Source organism: Alphaproteobacteria bacterium (genome assembly GCA_016699735.1).
Taxonomy (GTDB): domain Bacteria; phylum Pseudomonadota; class Alphaproteobacteria; order Micavibrionales; family Micavibrionaceae; genus JAGNKE01.
The window spans coordinates 1790801-1808529 of sequence record CP065008.1; the positions used below are offsets into that span (position 1 = coordinate 1790801).

Below are 17729 nucleotides of genomic sequence, written 5' to 3' on the forward strand. Positions count from 1 at the left end.
GGGGGATATGCGATTTCTTCTATCGTTCCGGTTCGATTGAATGAGCGCGGGCGCGTTCCGGCGCTTGCGCGGCCTCACGGCGGCTGTCGAGGAATTCCCGCTTGCGGTCTGAGACATCCGGGGGCGCTTGCGCCGTTTCTTCGAAGCGGGCGCGGTCTTCAGTCAGAGTGCGTTGCTGGTCTTGCAGCCGCTCGACTTCCTGCCTGTACCGCTCTTGCAGCTCGCGCCGCGCTTCAAGATGGGCGAAGATCAGTGCGTCCTTCTCGCGCCGATCCCGCATCAGCGCATCATAAGCTTCTTTCTCATTCTCTTCCCGCAGGCGGCGGTGCTCACCGCGCAGTCGGTCCCATAGCCCCGCGATCCCCGTGCGGAAGCGGCCCTGCCGCGCTTGGGTGTCCCTGATCCGGCGGTCTTCAATCCCCTCGAACAGGGCTTGCCGTTCGGTGGTTTGGCGTTGGAGGAGTTCGTGCTTTTGCGTTTCCGTGCGGGCGTGCTGCGCGTCGATGCGCTTTTGAATTTCCGCTTGCCAGCGGGTGAGCGCGGGCCGCATCTCTTGCGCGAAGTGCGTCTTGGCCTCCTCGATGGTGGGCAGCGTGTCGGCTTCGCCCAGCCGCGCCCGCACATCCTTGGTCTTCACCCCCGCCCATCGGGAGAGGGCATAGGCTTCGCCCGTATAATCGACCGCGAGGTAGCCTCTTCGGTCCCCACGGGCCAGCCTAAAGCCCCGCTCCTTGAGAGCATGGACGAGCGCGGCCTTATTGTCCGAGATCGCCCAGGCATCCTGCAATGCCGTCTTGATCGTGCGCGGGTCGCGTCCTTGCCGCTGCGCCTGTTGCCATTCATCGAGCGTGAAGTTGCGCGGATCGCTGCGGCTCTTGTCCGCCAGACCGTCCGGCATCCGCCAGCCATGTTCGAGGTAAAGCTCGCGCGAAAGGTCTTGCAGCTTGCGGTGCGTGAAGGAGAGCTGGACCGCCTTCATCTCTTCCGTGTCGATCCGGCTCCAGACGACATGGGCATGGCGTCGGCCTTCCTTCTCATGAAAGATGATGACGCGGGGCTGATCGGTCAGGCCGAGCTTGGTTTCAGCGCGGGCAATCGCATCTTCGAAGGTCGCGGTCTGCACCCGCTCCTGCGGCGGCGGATTGAAGGACAGGGAAAACAGGAACTGCTTGCAGCGTGTGCCCAGACTCATCGCATGGGCTTCCTGAAACGCCCCCGGCACGTCATCGGCGGCGAAGCCCCGCACTTCATGGACCTCGACGTTTTCATTCTCCGGGGAGAGAAGGTGCGCGGCGAGGTTTCTGGCCCCGCCGCGCTGATTGCCGACGAGGATCATGGCCCGGACCCTGCTGGTGGGAATCCCAACGCCGTCAGAAGGGCATCGCGCATTAGGCGGATATCCCGGCAGGCTTGCTCCAGATCGTCGATCAGGGCGGGCGTGAGGACGATCACCCCGATATGGGCGGCCTTGGCGATCTGGTTGAGGTTATTAGCGAGGCGCGACTGGCCGAGCATCCCCAGCACCTTGGCCAGCAATGCTTGATCGGGCGCAGGCTTGCGCCGGAGCTTGCGGGGAGACGTGCCGTCACCCAAAAGCCGTTCGCGGATGTAGACGCTCAGGGGCTTGCCCTTGGCCTCAAGCTCCAGCCGTTCCCGCTCTTCCTGCGTCAGGCGGATGGAGAACGGGTGTTGCGGCTTATGCTTTTGCTTGGACCCAGCGGATTCAACGGCTTGGCCGTGCGCGGCGGCGAGAAATTCGCCGAGGACGCCGCCCATCTTGTTCGGAGAAGGTGTCATGGGGACATCTCCTCGAACGGCAGATTTGCGTGCTTAAGCTGGTGTTCCCAATCGGCTAGAGTGTCGTAAAGAGCGTTCGAACAAAGTTCGCCGCTCTCCGCCATATCGGTCGGACGAAAGGTGACCTGAACTCAGTGCTTCATGCCGTGTACGACGGCAACGGCAAGACTGTCGCCCCGTTGCTTTCCGAAGGCCAGATAAGCGATTACAAAGGTGCGGCCCTCCTGCTGGGCAGATTTCCAGAGACAAAGAATCTTCTTGCAGACCGCTTATGATGCCGACTGGTTAAGGAATGCTCTGAAAGCCAAGGGCATCGTCCCTTGCTTCCCGCCAAAGAAGAAATGAAAAATCCAGATTAAATACGATAAAACGCTCTACAAACAACGACACAAAATAAAAGCATGTTCGGACGCTTAAAAGACTGGCGAAGGATCGCCATGCGCTACGACCGATGCGCCCACACCCTTCTCTCAGCCATCTGAAGCGCTGCAACAGCTGCATTCTATCATAATTAATGAGTCCTGAGCCTGAATAATTTCCCTCCTGAAGAACAAAGCTATCCACAGGCCTTAACTCTCCATCCCCCACGGTGGAAAACGATTTCCGGTAATCAGCAGTTCTCCCGCCCTTACGGAATAAGTCATTTTTTATTGACCTAAAATTGATGCCATGCACAATTTACGAAATACGCATCATTGATTCGAACTGAGACTGACACAAGGACAAACCATCAGAAACTATCTCATTTTTTTCAACTGAGCCTTTTATAACCGTAAATCGAAGCAGCCTTTATTGAAGCCTCTGGCCTCAAATCGGCTTTATTCCCGGCACGATCATAGTCCCGTGCCTCGACGGCCCACCCAAGGTGGGAACAATAAACTGAACTTCGCGGCTTGCCGCGATCCTTGAACTAAGAATGGCTTCGCACCTTACGGTTTTTTCGCGGCTGTATCCGGCTTTTTGGATTCGGCCATAAACACTGCTTAAAGGAGTAATGCTATGCCTTACAATTCTGACCGTTTTAATCTCAAGAACTGGAAGCTCACTCTCCCCGTAGACAACAAGGGCGATATCAACGGCGAAGCCCTCGAAATCAGAAACCTCGACAAATTCGAATCCCCGTACTTCTATGACGCCGCCGACGGCGGCATGGTCTTTATCGCCCACACGGACGGCGCAACGACCAGTGGCTCGACCTACCCCCGCACCGAACTGCGCGAAATGAACGGCGATAAGCGCGCCGCTTGGAAACCCAGCCAGGGCGGAACCATGACGGCCACCCTTAAAGTCGATGAAGTCCCGTCCTTCAAGAACGGCGACCCCGGCCGCCTCGTCGTCGGGCAGATCCACGGCGCGGATGAGGAGCTTGTGCGCCTGTATTGGGAAAACAACACGGTCTATTTCATCAACGACCGCGCTGGTCCGAACAACAAGGAGATCAAATTCAATCTTCTGAGCGCGGACGGAAAAACGCCGGACATCGCGTTGGGAGAAAAATTTTCCTACAAAATCGACGCCCGCGGCGATACCTTGAAAGTTGAGGTACACGCAGACGGGAAGGTCTATACCTCCACCACACCGATCAATGCGGTCTGGCAATCGGACTCGCTCTACTTCAAGGCGGGCATTTATCTGGCCACGAACGAGGACTCCGGCTCCGGTCGGGCAAAGGCCTCCTTCTACGGTCTCGATTTCGGCCATACGCCGGGCAGCGGCCTCGGCGGTCTTTCCCCCTCGAACCCTGACGGCAACAATCCGCCCCCCGATCCCGATGTCATCACCGGAACGCGAAGCGGGAATTCCCTCAACGGCACAAGCGGCGACGATACGGTCCGCGCTGGCGGCGGCAAGGATATCGTGCGCGGCCAGAGCGGAAACGACACGATCTATGGCGAGGACGGCGACGACAAGCTTTATGGCTTGGAGGGCAACGACAAACTGATCGGCGGAACGGGCAAAGACCTTCTCGACGGCGGGAAGGGCAGCGATGTCGCCACCGGCGGCGAAGGCGCGGATACTTTCGTTGTCTCACGAGGAGACGGCGGCCTGCGGATCACCGACTTCGCGGTCACAGGCGCAAAGGATACTTTGCTGCTCAAGGGCTACACCAACGCCATGCTCAAAAGTGCTTACCTCAAAAGCAGTGGATCAGATGTGGTCCTCCAACTCTCCGACGGCGCGACAGTAACATTTGAGGATACATCCATGGCGGAGATGAAGCTCGCCATCTTCAAGGCGTTCATCAGCAACAAGGTCAACAGCTTCAACCCCGATGGTGCCGCCGCCGTGCCGGACCCCGATCCGCCGCCCCCGCCGTCCGGGAGCACCAAGCCCACCGATGGGAGCGATACGATTATTGGCTCCGACCATGCGAATGACGTTATCAATGCCAAGGGCGGGAACGACAGCGTCAACGGTCAGGACGGAAACGATAAAATCAACGGCGACTCCGGAAACGATAAGATCATCGGCAATGACGGCAACGACCTGCTCAACGGCGGCATCGGCAACGACACGCTCTACGGTGACGATAACGCCGACACCCTAATCGGCGGTACAGGCGCCGACAAGCTTTACGGCGGTCAGGGCGATGACATCCTCAATAGCGGTCTGGGACAGGATCAGCTCTCCGGCGGTGAAGGCGCGGATACCTTTATTTTCAACCAGACACCGGACCTCTACGACATCATCTTCGACTTCAATGTCGCGGAGGACAAAATCGACCTCGGTGGCCTGCTGGAGGATAACGGCTTAGTGACCATAAAGCCCGTATCCGGCGGGGATGGCCTCTATATAGACCCCGACGGCAGCAGCGGTTCCGACAAGGTCATGCTTCTGGCTGTCTTCAAGACGGACATCAGCGCCGACGACCTCAAGGACATTCTGGTCTAAGACCCATTATGCGCTTGAATAGGTCTGACTTCTGCCCCGGCATCTGTCGGGGCAGAATCCTTTTGTTAGCTCACAAGGTGCTTAAGCAACTGTAGAACAATACAAATTCACGAATTTGCATTTTTTCCATAAATCTCATAAACTCCGCCAGTATTTATGTAAACAATTATTGCGTAATAGAGGACTTGAACGATTATGACCAGGAAGTTTCACCATTTCAAAACATCTCATAAGCCGGATAACAAGCACGGCCATTGCGGTGGTTGCAACGACAAAACCAATTTCTTCAAGCTGCCGGAAATAAAGGCTCTGGATGTGCTGACAGTGATAAAGACCGCCCTTCTGGCAACGGTCACCCTTCCGGGGACCACGGGCGATGACGTTATCTCGGGCACCATCGGCGATGATGTCGCGCAGGGCGGCTCCGGCAATGACACCATCAGCACCTTCGTCGGCAATGACACAATTTTCGGCAATCAGGGCAATGACACTCTGAGCGGCGGTTCGGGCGACGATGTCGTCTTCGGCGGTCAGGGCGATGATTTTATCGCCCCCGGACCCGGCAACGACTATCTGTTCGGTGGACAGGGCAACGATGAAATCCACGGCGGTTCCGATGCGGACGTGATTTTTGGTAATTCCGGCAAGGACTACGTTCAGGCCGGCCCCGGCGAAGATATCGTCATCGGCGGCTCGGGCGACGACGACCTGCACGGCGGCTCCGACAACGACCTCGTTTACGGCGGTTCCGGCAAAGACTATATCGAGGGCGGCCCCGGCAACGACCGTCTTTACGGCGGCACAGGCAACGACACGATCAACGGCAACAGCGATGACGATACGATCTATGGTCAGAACGGCCACGACATGCTTTACGGCAGTTCGGGCAGCGACACGCTCTACGGCGGCCAGGGCAATGACGTGATCTTCGGTGAATACGAGATCGGCGTACACGCCAGTGCGCCGGGCAACGACATCCTGAACGGTGGCAAGGGCTGCGATACCCTGACCGGCGGTCTGGGCAACGATACCTTCGTCTTCGACAAATGCGGCGGCGGCATCGACACCATCACCGACTTCACCCGCACAGCCATCGAAAATGACAAGATCGACATCTCCGACCTGCTTCACGGCTTCGGTCCGGGCGACGATATTACAGATTTCGTAAAATTCGTGGCCAGCGGCGCGGATTCGATCCTGAAGGTGAACGCGGACGGCCACGGCAACGATTACCACACGATTGCCATCCTCAAGAATATCGACCTCTCGGGCATCAATCTGGGCGATCTCGTCACTGACGGCACGATGATCGTTTAAAAAGAAAAATCATTAATCCAGTTACAGAAAAAGCCCCAAAAGGGGCTTTTTTAGTACAAGAATTCCTACGTATCGTACTAAACTGCACGAACAGGCGTCTGGGCACGCTGAGGAGTCGGCCCACCTTCCAAAGCAGGCTCGGGCCCAGCCCCATCGGCCGGCTCTACAGCAACGTCGGTGGCGTTTTCAGTTACGATATCACTCGTGGTCTCAGCAGGGGCTCCCACCTGCCCGAAACGGTCGGACAGTTCGCCTCCGGGCTTTCCACCCTCAGATGTGGAACCGTTGGAAGGTTCAGATGTTCTAAGAACAGCCGATTCATTGCGACCGACTGAGAAGCCCCTCTGAGTCTGAGTCATATTCTCGGCGACTCCCTTCCAGATTTCTGAGGGAACTCGGGTTGTTTGCCCACCGACATTGATTTCAACACTATTCTGGTCGTTCAGGGCAAACCCCTTCCACTCAGGCAAAGTCGTTGGCCGCTCTTCCCGAACCTCACGGACAGCAGCCTTCAGTTCAAGCACATAATCACGCACGGCAATCGGGTCCGGCGTATGGCCCCAATCGCGTTTGCTATCCATATTATCCAGACCGTCATAAAAGTTATCAAGCCCATAGGTTACGGCTGCACCGTCCGGCATCCTGACACTGGTCGTCAAGAGCATCTCCCGTGTGTCCCCAGTAAACCGCGTCGGACGTTGGGCAAAAGCCGTGCGAAGCTCTTCTGATCCATAAGCTTTTGTTTCAGGATTATCGCCATGCACCTTCTCGGCGATATACTTTCGTGCCGAAGTATCCAGGGCGATCGAACTATCGTTTATACCACTCATAATTTGCCCGACATTGCGGTCGGAAATCTGGTAGACAGTAGCCGGACTTTGCCCCTCACCCTTACTGATCAACAGGAACCCGCGAGACTCCTCCGAATAAGCCAGTATGTGCTGCGGAGACTCGGCGCTGTCGCGCTGACGCTCGGCAATCGAAGCCACATCCTCTAAAACATCTCTGCGAGTGACCCGGTACATTTCATTTAACCCGAACGGAGGCCCGGATTCTGCTTCCGCCTCTGCCACTGGAGCGGGTTGCGGGGACGACAGACTAACGCCCGTCTGGGGCGCAATGACCGTCCGTGTATGCGAGTTTTCAGCGGTAATTCTCGTGTCCGTTTGCCGCGAGTCCGGCGCCGTGCGAACATCCAGACCCTTATCCAGAGCAAAGCCGTTCATTACGATTTGCGCGTCCAATGTCCGGGCATCCGGGGCGCGTAAATCGGAATCAGTCCTCAAGACCTCGCCCACACGCGCCCGCAGGGCATCGCCCTGCTTTTCATCGATATGCTGCACCACAAGCGTAAAATTCTGCTGCACATCGCCCGTCAGCTGCAAACCGTTCTTCTCAGCATAGGATTGCATCGAGGTTTGGGTCTCTGCCGTCATCAAGCCGTTGGGCTTAAGTTCGGTTCCGATCAACAGGTTAAGCGAAGCCTGCATCGTCGCAACACCGGTCAGCGTGGCCGCATTGCGCTTAGCGCGTTGGGTCAGTGTGCCGTTGTCACCGTCGATATCAACAGACTCAGCATCGGAAATCCGGTCGCCCAAATGCCGATTCGCCCACGAACCACCGGCCACTAGAGCCCCCTGAAGCTCAACAACGTCACGTTCTGCCGCAACGCCCCGCAGATAATCCTGCTGGAAGGATACGTTCGTTTGAAGATTCTGGTCGACAGCACGGAAAACCTGCTCAAGAGCCGACTGATCGGGACGAGTCGTTAAATCAGGCAGGAAACTGTACTTCGCACGGGCCTCGTCGTAGGCAGCCTTGCTGTTCGTTCCGAAATCACCATCGACCTTACCGGGGTTCAGCCCCAGTATATGGAGCAAGGATTGCAAGGCCTTAACGGCATCCTCGCCCTCGGGCATAAGCTGCGTGGGACGCGTTTTAGGCGCAGATGTGGCTGAAGTACCGCTCATAATGACCCCTCATTAAATTATAAGTTTTTTTTCAATAATAGTGTTTTGCTGAGGTTTTGTCAAAAAATTAATAGAAGGACGACCCGCCCCTTAAGCCCATACTTTTACCTCTAAATCCGCATGATCGGCCAGCCGCTTGCGTAAAATGGGCGTCCTATGCTAAGTGCAAGTGAGGATTTGATATTCAGGGGCAAAGACGATGACCGCGACGAAAATGATGAAAATACTGGTTGTGGCCTTAGGCTTGACTTCATACTCAGGATCCTCCTACGCCCAGCAGGTCTCAACCGTCAGCTACGTCTGCGATCTTGGCGGCGCCCCTGCGCAGTTGACCGCGCAGGTTGAAACCATTGCCGACACGGGAATCGTTCAGAATTCGCAGGGCTGGATCACAGGGGTCATCGGCATGGAGGGGGTGAATTACCGCTATCAGGGTGAACTGGCCTCCGCCACCGCCCGCTATGTTTTCACGGGTGAAAACCAGTTTGCCGATTTTACCGATCTGGGCACGAACGAACGCTTCCGCGTGCAGATGATCTCGCAGGGGCCAAGTCTGACGATGATCATTAATCCCGAGACGCCTCAACCCGTAACCTATCAATGCCAGCAGTCCCAATAGCTTAAAAAAACACTTGTCTTCCCTCCCGCCCTTCGATTAGCCTTATTGAATAAGAAATAATATTCAGGAGGGAAACATGAATTTCAATCATCAATCGTCAAAATCCGTTCACAGCTACTACGAGGTCGAGGCTAACGAAAACTTTTTTCGTGAAATGCAGGCGGCTTTGGGAGACGGCGGGATCAATGTGATTAATCTCGGAAGAGCTTACCCTCTCCAGGGCGAAGCCGCCCAATTCGGCAAATCGAAATATGTGCTCGAGTTTTCAGGCAACGCAGACAACGGCCACAAGGGTGGCCCAAATCCAGCGCAGAAGCAAATCCTCGAGAATTGGGGTGCAAAAAATATACCGGACGAAGAAGCTTTTCGGATATCCCGTCAGGTGGCCGAAGATATCGCCTTCCCGAAACCCGCCGGACAGCCTGTACCTTTTGAGTCTGTGGCGCAGTTGGCGCCCGACTGATTGGCGTTGAAGGAGTAAGTCAAAGCTGAGGACAAAAAATGCCATCGCCGGACTTTAACCAGAAGGGAAGGCCGCACGAGCATCCGCAGGAGATTGAGCAAATCCTGGAGGCCTTTCAGACGTTACGTGGCGTGGACAAGAGATACGAAAAGCTCGGCGACACGCCAACCTCCCCCGCTTATATGCGTAATGTCAGCCTCGCCGTTATCGGCGCCAGAATTCTGGCTCTGATGGACCAGGTCGAACTGACGCTCTACAACCCCTTCGAGCGTACGCCCGAAGACGCGCAGAACTCGACCATGCTCATGGAAATGGCGATCCTCGACCCGGAATTCTCCGATTTATCGGGCATAAAACCCACGTCACAGAACACCGTTCAGGCGCAGTCCGCCCTGCATATGGCAACAATCTACTCTGCATGGGTCGAATACCACCTCACCAACGTTGGCCTCAGCGAAATGGACCGAATGGGTATCGGGGCAATCGACGACCTCAACGCCTTCCGCACCCTCGCCAATTCCTATATCGCCGAAGCGGCCGAAGGGTTTGGCAAGAGCAACGGCCCCTGGGAAGCGCGTGACCTCAGAAATCTGCACGAATCGACCGACCTCTACCTGCAGCTCTCTGATACACCAATGGAAGCCGTCCATCCGGTGGATAAGCTGGTGATGTATTTTTCAAACATTCAGGGGGAACCCACTGCGGAAAGCCTGCGCTTCATCCATATTCTCGACCAGCGCAAGGCTACCATTTTTGCACCGAGCGAAGACGATCGGCGTCTGGACGCCCAGCCTTTGGAAATGTAACGAAAAATGGTCGGGGTGAGAGGATTCGAACCTCCGGCCTCCTCGTCCCGAACGAGGCGCGCTACCAGGCTGCGCCACACCCCGAAAAAATCTAACAGCGCAAGGAGATACACTTACTATATAACTTTGCAAAACGATTCCAGAAAAAAGTCAACAAGCGCACTCACTTATGTAGCTCTATCCCCTTTTAGAGCAAAAAAACCATTCCCTTTGCCTACAAAGATGTAGATAGGTTATAGTACATCAGCGCCCATAACGAAAGTTTCTCATATGTTTAAACACATCCTGTTTGTCGGTATGTTCATTTTGATGTCAGTATCGTCTTCTGTAACCAAGGCACAGGAATCGGACGTTTTATCCTCGCCTCGCCCCCTCTGGAACACCGATCCGGTAGAAGAAACTGAAGATGAGGATGGAGACGAGGAAGATGAAGAAAATAAGGAGAAAAAACGTCGCCTTAAAGACTCAGCCTCCTCCCCGACTGTTCGACAACATCTGGAGGAAGAGGAACCTGAGTTAAAACCAAAAAGAGAAATCAATGTCGACATGAATTTCTCTAATGATGCCCGCAACATCGCAAAATCGTGCCCGCAGCAATGGGAGGATGAAGAATGCCTGCGAGCAACATCCCAAGCGGCCTTGGTGCTTGTTTCCAATTTTGGCGGTAAATTAGACCAAGCAGGTCAAAAAGGTTCCATGGAAGCGCTTAAGGAGGACTGCGCCGCCTCAACAGCCGCAACACAAGAGGACGGCATTCCCGCCTATGCCATGAAAAGTGCCTACACTGTTTGCATGAATAAAATAGCAGACATAGCAGACAAAACCGGAGTTGTACCCGAACCTTCTTATATGCAGTTACTATTAGCCACGGTCTGGTGTATGGAAAAAAGCCCACAATGCCAAATGATGGAGTTGGCGCTAAGAAAATGGGCTAAATAAACAGTAATTAGGCCGCCTTCGAGGCCTTCGAATAATCGGTGATAAACTGACCGAAAACTTTCACGGACTCTATAACACTCGGGGCATAAGCGCCGATAAACGCTTCATCAAGAATCGCCCCCTGCTGATAGGCGCGGAGCGCAGCTTCGCCATCGTAATCACACCCCGAGAGCCGCAGCGTCAGAACCTCTGGTGCAGCACCGAACGCAACCCCCGGCAAAGCAGCAAGGCTGTAGTCTTTTAACAACGCATTCGCCAGATCTTTGGAGGTCTTGATCCCTGCCTTCGTCAAAGCTTCACGGTGCTTCTCAAAATTAGGATAATTATAAAACGCCCCCTGCGGCTCCGGCGCATGGATACCAAGCGCGCGCAAACCCTTGGCAATATAACGGTTCATCAACGCATGAATCTCCGTGCACTGGCGGATATGCGTCTCGATATCCTCATGCCCCTTATAGGCGTCGATACACGCCTGCTGGATCGGCGAGGGAACGCACGACCACGTCTCGCTGGCAATATTCTTCAAAAGCCCCTGCAGCCCGCCAACCGCCTTGGGAATAAATCCGACCCCCACGCGCCATCCGCCTAGAGAAAGATGCTTCGACAACCCCGTGGTAATCGCCGTATGCGTAGGCGCATATTTGGCAATCGTACGATAAACCCCGTCGAAACTCACAAATCCGTAGATTTCGTCGGAAATGATCAGAATATCCTCCGCAACACAAACCTCAGCTATAGCCTTCAACTCTTGCTCAGAAATCGTCAGTCCCGTCGGGTTGCTCGGATAATTCAGGATAAGCTTGGAGGGATTTTTTCCCTCTTTGCGTGCCTGCACAATCGTATCCTTGAAAACTTGCGGGTCAATATGGTAACCGGAATCATCCAGACGCGTGGGAACCTTGATGACCTCCCGTCCCAGCATCCGCGCCTGCGGCTTGTAGCTCACCCAGCTCGGATCGGGCATCAGCAGGTCGCCCTCAACCGCCATCTGCAGCGCATAGAGGATCAGCTTGCTCCCCGGCGCGATAATCACATCGAACTGCGAAGTATCGAACCCGGCCTTATCCTTGTAATAGGCCGAAACCGTCTCGCACAATTCCGGCAGACCGGCAGTCGGCAGGTATTCCTTGCGGTGAACCCCCTCCTTCAGCGCCTGCTGCAGACGCGGGGGAACCGGAAACGGCGACTCGCCGAACCCCATATGAAAGGCTTTCTGGCCCTGCGCCCGTCGGCTCTTGACCATTTCATTGGCGGCAAGGGTCGGCGACAGCTCGAATTCTGTGGCGGTTTTGACGAGTTTGACCATGGTCCTGCAAGAGCTCCTGAAAATTACATAAATAAAAAGCCCCTCTAACTAAGGGGTTTGGCCGAATTATTCAAGCTTTTTCGTAAAATCATCTGGAAAATGCCAAGCGATATACGTTAATATAGACGCAAAAATAATGACAGGGGGCCAGAATGAAAGTGCTTGTATTGGGGATCGACGTTAACCGCGCAAGCTGTGACCCCACCTTGTATCCTGAACTGGACCCATACCAACGCGCCCAAAGCCAGCATCTGGATGAAACTGCAAGAAAAATAGCAGACTTTACCGCCGATGCCCGCGACCATGCCTCCTTTGCCTGGGGAATGCAGCTTTCGGACACGCGCCCCGGTCATGAAAAGAGTTACACCGCACAGGAGGCGGCTTTCCATCGTGTTGTCCCTTTTCCCATGGAGGACGAATTCCTCCCCAAAACCCGAATGTCGGCCTATCCCGAACACGCCGCCTTTTTTGAGGAAAAAAGGGCTGAAGGTGAAAACACGGTCGTCCTGATGGGATTTTACGCCCCTGAATGCATCTACTGGACGATGAATGATCTGGTGAAAAACGGCTTTAGGGTCGTCCTGCCGACAGATTTGGTGGCCGCCGCTACGCCCTCGCATCCGATGGAACACTTCGAGGAGTTTATGTTCGATGCCGGACAAGGCAAAATAATATTCACGAATGCCGACAGGACGCTGTCAATGCTGCAAACCCCTGAAGATCGGCGCGTCTTGCCAGTGCCCCTATATGACTACAACGATTTGCACCAGATGTATTTCGGCCCCGGCAGCTAAGACTAATAACCCCTGCAGTGCAGCAAGACACCTCCCCTGAATTTCGGGCTTTAGCCACAAATTCTGTGTTAAGATAAAACAATGCAGGAGAACGCCACGACCTACCCCCCAGCCCTGACGGCCAACGCGCCGGAAGAAGCGGACATTCTCAAATCAAAGTTGTTGCTGGTTTTCGAATTTTCGGTCATTTGCCTGCTGATCCCCACGGTGATTATCGCTTTCCGCCTGGCCCGGAATATGTTCCTCTTCCTCTGGGGCGTAACCTTTTTCTGCTGGGCCGTGCTGTTCCTGACGCGGGAGGGATTCTGGGAAAAAGTCTGGCGGTTCGAGGCCGTAAACTGGCAGAACATGAAAACCATTCTCCCCCGCTGGGCGTTATGCAGCATAGGGATGCTGATTTTTATTTATTTTTATGATCCTGCACGGATGTTCTACATCATTGAACAGCGCCCCGCAGCAATCCCTGTGATCCTCTTCGCCTACCCCCTGCTCTCGGCCCTGCCGCAGGAAATGATCTTCTGCGGCTATTTCTTCGAACGCTTTAAGACTCTGTTCACGACCGAACGCATGATGATCATCGCCAGCGCCCTCGTCTTCGCCTACGCGCACGTTCTCTATATCAACTGGGTCGCGCCGCTCCTGAGCCTCATCGCCGGCCTGATCTTCGCCTCGACCTACAGCAAAACCAAATCGCTGGCACTCGTGACTATTGAACACGGTCTCTACGGCATCAGCCTCTTCCTCATCGGCCTCGGCTGGTACTTCTACGGCGGCGCCGTGCATTAAAGCATGGTAAAAGCAAAAGCGGCCACAAGCGTCGGCGGCAAGGCGGCGGCAAAAAGCCAGAGCGGATGCACCGCCTTATCGTCGAAATGCTCCCGCAAAATGGCGATCCCGGCGGGGTTTGGCGCGTTGGCGATGATGGTCAGCCCTCCTCCCGTCACGGCCCCGGCCACCAGAGAATATTTAAACTCATCCGAAAGCCCTTCGACCAGCGACCCCAGATACGTCAAAGCGGCATTATCCGTAATGGCCGTAAGCGCCGTAGCCCCCCAGAACACCTGATCGCTGCTCATGGCCATCAAAAGCGGTTGCAGCCACCAGTGCTGCAGCCCGCCCAGAACCACAAGCCCGGCAAGGAAAAAAGCAACCAGCAATCCTTCGCGCAGGATCAGACGGTGCTGATAACGCTCATACGCATGGGCAACGCCAAGGAAGAACAGAAAAAGACCGAAAAACACGGCCGGATGATGGGCAAACGCGACGATTCCCGTCAGAAACAGCAAATGCACGGCAGTCAGGGCGACAGGAACGGGATCGCTCTCCCGCGGAGGCTCAATTTTGGAAAGCTCCCCAAGCTCCTTCCTGAAAAAATAAGTCACGGCCAGTGCATTAACGCAAACAGCAAGTGCAGCCTTCCAGCCGAAATGTTGCATCATAAACGCCATATCCCAGCCCCAGTGCCCGGCAACCATAAGCACAGGCGGCGCAGCAAAGGGCGTCAAAGTGCCGCCGATGGAAATATTAACAAATAAGATACCCAAGGTTCCGTATTTCAATCGCAACGAAACATTCTTGGAATAAATATGGGCGCTCAGAATCAACGCACAAAGCGTCATAGCCGCAGGCTCTGTGATAAAAGACCCCAAAAGCGGCCCAAAACAAAGAACAGTAGAATAAAACCCGCCCGCCCCGCGCAGGGGAATTTTACCACCAATAAACAGCATCACGGAGGTAGCCATCTGAAGAATCGGCCGCGTGGCCGCGACAACCATGATCGCAAAGACGAACATCGGCTCGGTGAAATTGCGCGAATCGACATAATGCGTAGCTTCTTTAATGCCCTCAAGACCGAATATAGAAAGAACCAGAACCATCGCCCAGAACCCGAAAACCACTTCGACTTCCCCCAGCAGATGGAAAAGACCCGCGTGTTCGGGGCGCTTATGGGCAAGACGCTCGAAAAACTTCGTGGCGAACGTATGCAGCACCGCCAAGGCGAACAAACACGCAGCTACGATTTGTATGGTCGTCGGATTCATGCGAGTGTCCGGACAGTCAGGTTAGGATTTCTTACCGAGTTTTTTGATGACGTTTTCGAAAGCCTTGAGCGTTTCACGACTGACATGATGCTCCAGCCCCTCGGCGTCCATCTCGGCGACCTTCTCACTTACACCGATACTTTTGAGAAAATCAACAATAATGAGATGCCGCGCCTTGCAAGCGTGCGCCAGAACTTTTCCTTCTTCTGTCAAAAAAAGCGAACGATAGGGCTGCGCGATCACCAGTCCTTCCCGCTTCAGACGGGTAACGATCTTGTTCACCGTCGCCTGTGAAACGCCGAAACGCGAGGCAAGATCGACGATGCGCGCCTCGCCGTTCGCGTCGATCAGGTCGGCAATAAGCTCGACATAATCTTCCGCCGTCTCGGTCTGGTGAGCCTCCCGCACCTTCTCGAACCAGGAGGCCTGTTTTTTCGGATCGGCCAATATAAGGTTGTCGGTCACGGCTGCAATACCCCTATCGCGGAATGTCCTCAGTCTATTTTCACCAAAAATTAGCCTTTTGTCAAAAGTATTGCCAAGGCTATATTTCTTATTATAAGCTGTAAGTAGTAAACAGGAGTTGAATTTCATGCAGGACTCCCCTGCGCCAGCGCCAACCACAGCCGTCAGCCTCGTTGAAGTCTTCCGCACGGTGGAGATTCCCCAAAATTCAGGGTTTTGGCGAAAGATGTTCGCCTTCGCCGGACCGGGTTATCTGGTCTCCGTCGGCTATATGGACCCCGGCAACTGGGCGACCGACATCGCCGGAGGCTCCGCCTTCGGTTATACGCTGCTCTCCGTTATCCTGATGTCTAACCTGATGGCCATCCTTTTACAGGCGCTGACCGTCAGGTTGGGCGTCGGCGCAGGACTCGATCTTGCCCAGGCCTGCCGGACTCAATATCCAAAGCCGGTCGGAATTTTCCTCTGGTTCGTCTGCGAAATCGCCATCTGCGCCTGCGACCTTGCCGAAATCATCGGCACCGCCATCGCCCTGAAACTCCTGTTTGGGATTGATCTGGTTTTTGGCGTCTGCCTCACCGCTTTCGACACGCTTCTGATCCTGTACCTGCAGTCGAAAGGGTTCCGCTGGCTGGAGGCGTTCATCATCGCCCTGATCGCGCTGGTGGCGGGTTGCTTCGTGGTTGATATTTGGCTGGCGCAGCCCGAATGGAACGCGGTCATGGCGGGTTTCGTCCCCGACCCGCAAATCGTGCAGAACCCGGCGATGCTTTATATTGCCATCGGAATTCTCGGCGCAACCGTGATGCCGCACAACCTCTACCTTCACTCAGCCATCGTCAAAACTCGCTGCTACGGGGAGGACTCCGCCTCCAAACGCGAGGCGATAAAATTCCTGACTATCGACTCCACCTTTGCCCTGATGTTTGCGCTGTTCATCAACGCGGCCATCCTCATTCTGGCGGCGTCCACTTTCCACCAGCAGGGCATGACCGAAGTGGCAGAGATACAGGAAGCGCATGAACTCCTCACCCCCCTTCTGGGAACCGCGATGGCCAGCACCCTCTTCGCCCTCGCTCTTCTGGCTTCGGGCCAGAACTCAACCGTAACGGCTACACTGGCCGGCCAGATCGTCATGGAGGGCTTTCTGGAAATCCGCTTGCCCCCGTGGCTACGGCGCCTGATGACCCGCCTGATCGCCATGATCCCGGCTTTAACCGTGGCCATCTGGGTTGGCGAATCGGGCACAGCCAAGCTCCTGATCCTCTCGCAGGTGATCCTGAGCCTGCAGCTTCCCTTTGCGGTCATTCCGCTGGTTCAATTCACCTCAAACAAAAAGCTGATGGGCGAATTTGCCATCGGCCCCCTCTTCGCCGCCACAGCCTGGGCCGTGTCCTTGCTCATCGTATGCTTGAATCTGAAGCTGCTGTACGACTTCTTCTTGAGCTTCTAGGTCAGGGCAAACCAAGGAATAATTTCCTTTCGTGATGCGCTGCAAAAGGATTTCTTTCCCTTTGACCGGATTTTTAGTATAAATGACCCTCTATTTCTTGACAGACTTAGGCGCTTGTGATTATGTCCTTCGCCTGTGCGGGGAAAACTCATGCACCGCAACAAGAGCGCGTAAAATAGACGCTGAAATTAAACGCAACAAACGGAAAACAGACATGTTTGCAGTAATCAGAACGGGCGGAAAACAATACAAGGTCCAAAAGGACGACAAGATTTTCGTGGAGAAAATCGAAGGCGAAGACGGCTCGGTTATCAACCTGGATCAGGTTCTCATGATCGCCGATGACAAGAAATCCACCGTAGGCGCTCCGATCGTTGAGGGTGCGCTCGTGGAGGCGAAGATCATCCGTCAGGATCGCGGTCCGAAAATCACGATCTTCAAGAAAAAACGTCGCAAAAATTACCGCCGCAAGAAGGGCCACCGTCAGGATCTGACCTACATCCAGATCACCAATATCAAGGCCGCTGCGTAACAATAATAACAAAAATCATAATTAAGGAGAGAAGACGATGGCACATAAGAAAGCAGGCGGCAGTACCAGCAACGGACGCGATTCAGCAGGTCGGCGCTTGGGCGTAAAAAAATTCGGCGGCGAATTCGTTCTGGCCGGCAACATCATCATCCGTCAGCGCGGCACGAAATACCGCCCCGGCAAGAATGTCGGCATGGGCAAGGATCACACGATTTTCGCCCTGCTCGAAGGTCAGGTTCTCTTCTCCAAGGGTCCGGGCGGCAAGCCCGTCGTAAACGTTCTCCCGGCCAACGACGCACAGGCGCAGGCGGCGGAATAACCCTTTTTGAAAGAA

17 protein-coding genes and 1 tRNA gene are annotated in these 17729 nt (G+C 54.9%); 11 read left to right on the forward strand and 7 right to left on the reverse strand.

Features of this window, described 5'->3' with window-relative positions; translation table 11 throughout:
• Positions 1–19 precede the first annotated feature (19 nt).
• Positions 20–1336: a relaxase/mobilization nuclease domain-containing protein gene (locus IPN28_08805; protein QQS56389.1), complete on the reverse strand. Its 1317-nt coding sequence runs from the start codon at positions 1334–1336 to the stop codon at positions 20–22.
• A complete protein-coding gene (gene mobC / locus IPN28_08810; GenBank protein QQS58581.1) occupies positions 1333–1677 on the reverse strand; it encodes a plasmid mobilization relaxosome protein MobC in 345 nt (114 codons plus the stop codon). The genes IPN28_08805 and mobC overlap by 4 nt, the downstream gene beginning before the upstream one ends.
• A 1119-nt stretch (positions 1678–2796) precedes the next feature.
• Between mobC and IPN28_08815 the strand changes: the two genes are divergently transcribed.
• A complete protein-coding gene (locus IPN28_08815; protein QQS56390.1) occupies positions 2797–4689 on the forward strand; it encodes a polysaccharide lyase family 7 protein in 1893 nt (630 codons plus the stop codon).
• Positions 4690–4884: 195 nt separating this feature from the next.
• Entirely contained in the window at positions 4885–6006 is a 1122-nt protein-coding gene (locus IPN28_08820) for a type I secretion C-terminal target domain-containing protein (protein ID QQS56391.1), read from the forward strand.
• A 77-nt stretch (positions 6007–6083) separates the two neighbouring features.
• Here the strand turns inward: IPN28_08820 and IPN28_08825 are convergent, their stop codons facing one another.
• Complete coding sequence (locus IPN28_08825) at positions 6084–7976, reverse strand: hypothetical protein (GenBank protein QQS56392.1); 1893 nt, start codon at positions 7974–7976, stop codon at positions 6084–6086.
• Positions 7977–8175: 199 nt separating this feature from the next.
• On the opposite strand from IPN28_08825, the gene IPN28_08830 reads away from it, so the two are divergent.
• The 3 genes from IPN28_08830 to IPN28_08840 all read left to right on the forward strand — a co-directional run bounded on the left by IPN28_08830 (position 8176) and on the right by IPN28_08840 (position 9864).
• Entirely contained in the window at positions 8176–8595 is a 420-nt protein-coding gene (locus tag IPN28_08830; protein QQS56393.1) for a hypothetical protein, read from the forward strand.
• A gap of 76 nt (positions 8596–8671) precedes the next feature.
• Entirely contained in the window at positions 8672–9058 is a 387-nt protein-coding gene (locus IPN28_08835; protein QQS56394.1) for a hypothetical protein, read from the forward strand.
• Between the two features lie 38 nt (positions 9059–9096).
• Positions 9097–9864 (forward strand): hypothetical protein, encoded by a 768-nt coding sequence (locus IPN28_08840; GenBank protein ID QQS56395.1) that lies wholly within the window; start codon positions 9097–9099, stop codon positions 9862–9864.
• Between the two features lie 7 nt (positions 9865–9871).
• Here IPN28_08840 and IPN28_08845 read toward each other — a convergent pair.
• Positions 9872–9948, reverse strand: a tRNA-Pro gene (locus tag IPN28_08845).
• 186 nt (positions 9949–10134) lie between these two features.
• Between IPN28_08845 and IPN28_08850 the strand changes: the two genes are divergently transcribed.
• A complete protein-coding gene (locus IPN28_08850; GenBank protein ID QQS56396.1) occupies positions 10135–10803 on the forward strand; it encodes a hypothetical protein in 669 nt (222 codons plus the stop codon).
• Positions 10804–10810: 7 nt separating this feature from the next.
• On the opposite strand, the gene IPN28_08855 is transcribed toward IPN28_08850, so the two are convergent.
• On the reverse strand, positions 10811–12109 hold the full coding sequence (locus IPN28_08855; protein QQS56397.1) for an aminotransferase class I/II-fold pyridoxal phosphate-dependent enzyme: 1299 nt from the start codon (positions 12107–12109) through the stop codon (positions 10811–10813).
• A 152-nt stretch (positions 12110–12261) separates the two neighbouring features.
• Here IPN28_08855 and IPN28_08860 point away from each other — a divergent pair, with 152 nt between their 5' ends.
• Together IPN28_08860 and IPN28_08865 are read left to right on the forward strand one after the other, a co-directional pair.
• The gene (locus tag IPN28_08860; GenBank protein ID QQS56398.1) at positions 12262–12903 is read left to right on the forward strand and encodes an isochorismatase family protein; all 642 of its coding nucleotides are present in this window, start codon (positions 12262–12264) and stop codon (positions 12901–12903) included.
• Between the two features lie 81 nt (positions 12904–12984).
• Positions 12985–13689 carry a CPBP family intramembrane metalloprotease gene (locus IPN28_08865; protein ID QQS56399.1) on the forward strand — a complete coding sequence of 235 codons (705 nt, stop codon included), beginning with the start codon at positions 12985–12987 and terminating at the stop codon, positions 13687–13689.
• Here IPN28_08865 and IPN28_08870 read toward each other — a convergent pair.
• Positions 13686–14945, reverse strand: a complete 1260-nt coding sequence (locus IPN28_08870) for a putative Na+/H+ antiporter (protein QQS56400.1) — start codon at positions 14943–14945, stop codon at positions 13686–13688. The two genes, IPN28_08865 and IPN28_08870, sit on opposite strands and share 4 nt — an antisense overlap.
• Positions 14946–14966: 21 nt before the next feature.
• On the reverse strand, positions 14967–15539 hold the full coding sequence (gene mntR, locus IPN28_08875) for a manganese-binding transcriptional regulator MntR (protein ID QQS56401.1): 573 nt from the start codon (positions 15537–15539) through the stop codon (positions 14967–14969).
• Here mntR and IPN28_08880 point away from each other — a divergent pair.
• The 3 genes from IPN28_08880 to rpmA all read left to right on the forward strand — a co-directional run bounded on the left by IPN28_08880 (position 15538) and on the right by rpmA (position 17714).
• Positions 15538–16863, forward strand: coding sequence for an Nramp family divalent metal transporter (locus IPN28_08880; protein QQS56402.1), 1326 nt, complete (start codon positions 15538–15540; stop codon positions 16861–16863). The two genes, mntR and IPN28_08880, sit on opposite strands and share 2 nt — an antisense overlap.
• A 214-nt stretch (positions 16864–17077) precedes the next feature.
• Positions 17078–17395 (forward strand): 50S ribosomal protein L21, encoded by a 318-nt coding sequence (gene rplU, locus IPN28_08885; protein QQS56403.1) that lies wholly within the window; start codon positions 17078–17080, stop codon positions 17393–17395.
• Positions 17396–17432: 37 nt separating this feature from the next.
• On the forward strand, positions 17433–17714 hold the full coding sequence (rpmA, locus tag IPN28_08890; GenBank protein ID QQS56404.1) for a 50S ribosomal protein L27: 282 nt from the start codon (positions 17433–17435) through the stop codon (positions 17712–17714).
• Positions 17715–17729 lie beyond the last annotated feature (15 nt).

What these genes read in the sequence shown, in the direction of transcription:
- IPN28_08805 (QQS56389.1), bottom strand. Translation starts at nt 1,336, where the DNA reads ATGATCCTCGTCGGCAATCAGCGCGGCGGGGCCAGAAACCTCGCCGCG.
- IPN28_08815 (QQS56390.1), top strand. Translation starts at nt 2,797, where the DNA reads ATGCCTTACAATTCTGACCGTTTTAATCTCAAGAACTGGAAGCTCACT.
- IPN28_08820 (QQS56391.1), top strand. Translation starts at nt 4,885, where the DNA reads ATGACCAGGAAGTTTCACCATTTCAAAACATCTCATAAGCCGGATAAC.
- IPN28_08825 (QQS56392.1), bottom strand. Translation starts at nt 7,976, where the DNA reads ATGAGCGGTACTTCAGCCACATCTGCGCCTAAAACGCGTCCCACGCAG.
- IPN28_08830 (QQS56393.1), top strand. Translation starts at nt 8,176, where the DNA reads ATGACCGCGACGAAAATGATGAAAATACTGGTTGTGGCCTTAGGCTTG.
- IPN28_08835 (QQS56394.1), top strand. Translation starts at nt 8,672, where the DNA reads ATGAATTTCAATCATCAATCGTCAAAATCCGTTCACAGCTACTACGAG.
- IPN28_08840 (QQS56395.1), top strand. Translation starts at nt 9,097, where the DNA reads ATGCCATCGCCGGACTTTAACCAGAAGGGAAGGCCGCACGAGCATCCG.
- IPN28_08850 (QQS56396.1), top strand. Translation starts at nt 10,135, where the DNA reads ATGTTTAAACACATCCTGTTTGTCGGTATGTTCATTTTGATGTCAGTA.
- IPN28_08855 (QQS56397.1), bottom strand. Translation starts at nt 12,109, where the DNA reads ATGGTCAAACTCGTCAAAACCGCCACAGAATTCGAGCTGTCGCCGACC.
- IPN28_08860 (QQS56398.1), top strand. Translation starts at nt 12,262, where the DNA reads ATGAAAGTGCTTGTATTGGGGATCGACGTTAACCGCGCAAGCTGTGAC.
- IPN28_08865 (QQS56399.1), top strand. Translation starts at nt 12,985, where the DNA reads ATGCAGGAGAACGCCACGACCTACCCCCCAGCCCTGACGGCCAACGCG.
- IPN28_08870 (QQS56400.1), bottom strand. Translation starts at nt 14,945, where the DNA reads ATGAATCCGACGACCATACAAATCGTAGCTGCGTGTTTGTTCGCCTTG.
- IPN28_08880 (QQS56402.1), top strand. Translation starts at nt 15,538, where the DNA reads ATGCAGGACTCCCCTGCGCCAGCGCCAACCACAGCCGTCAGCCTCGTT.
- mntR (QQS56401.1), bottom strand. Translation starts at nt 15,539, where the DNA reads ATGAAATTCAACTCCTGTTTACTACTTACAGCTTATAATAAGAAATAT.
- rplU (QQS56403.1), top strand. Translation starts at nt 17,078, where the DNA reads ATGTTTGCAGTAATCAGAACGGGCGGAAAACAATACAAGGTCCAAAAG.
- rpmA (QQS56404.1), top strand. Translation starts at nt 17,433, where the DNA reads ATGGCACATAAGAAAGCAGGCGGCAGTACCAGCAACGGACGCGATTCA.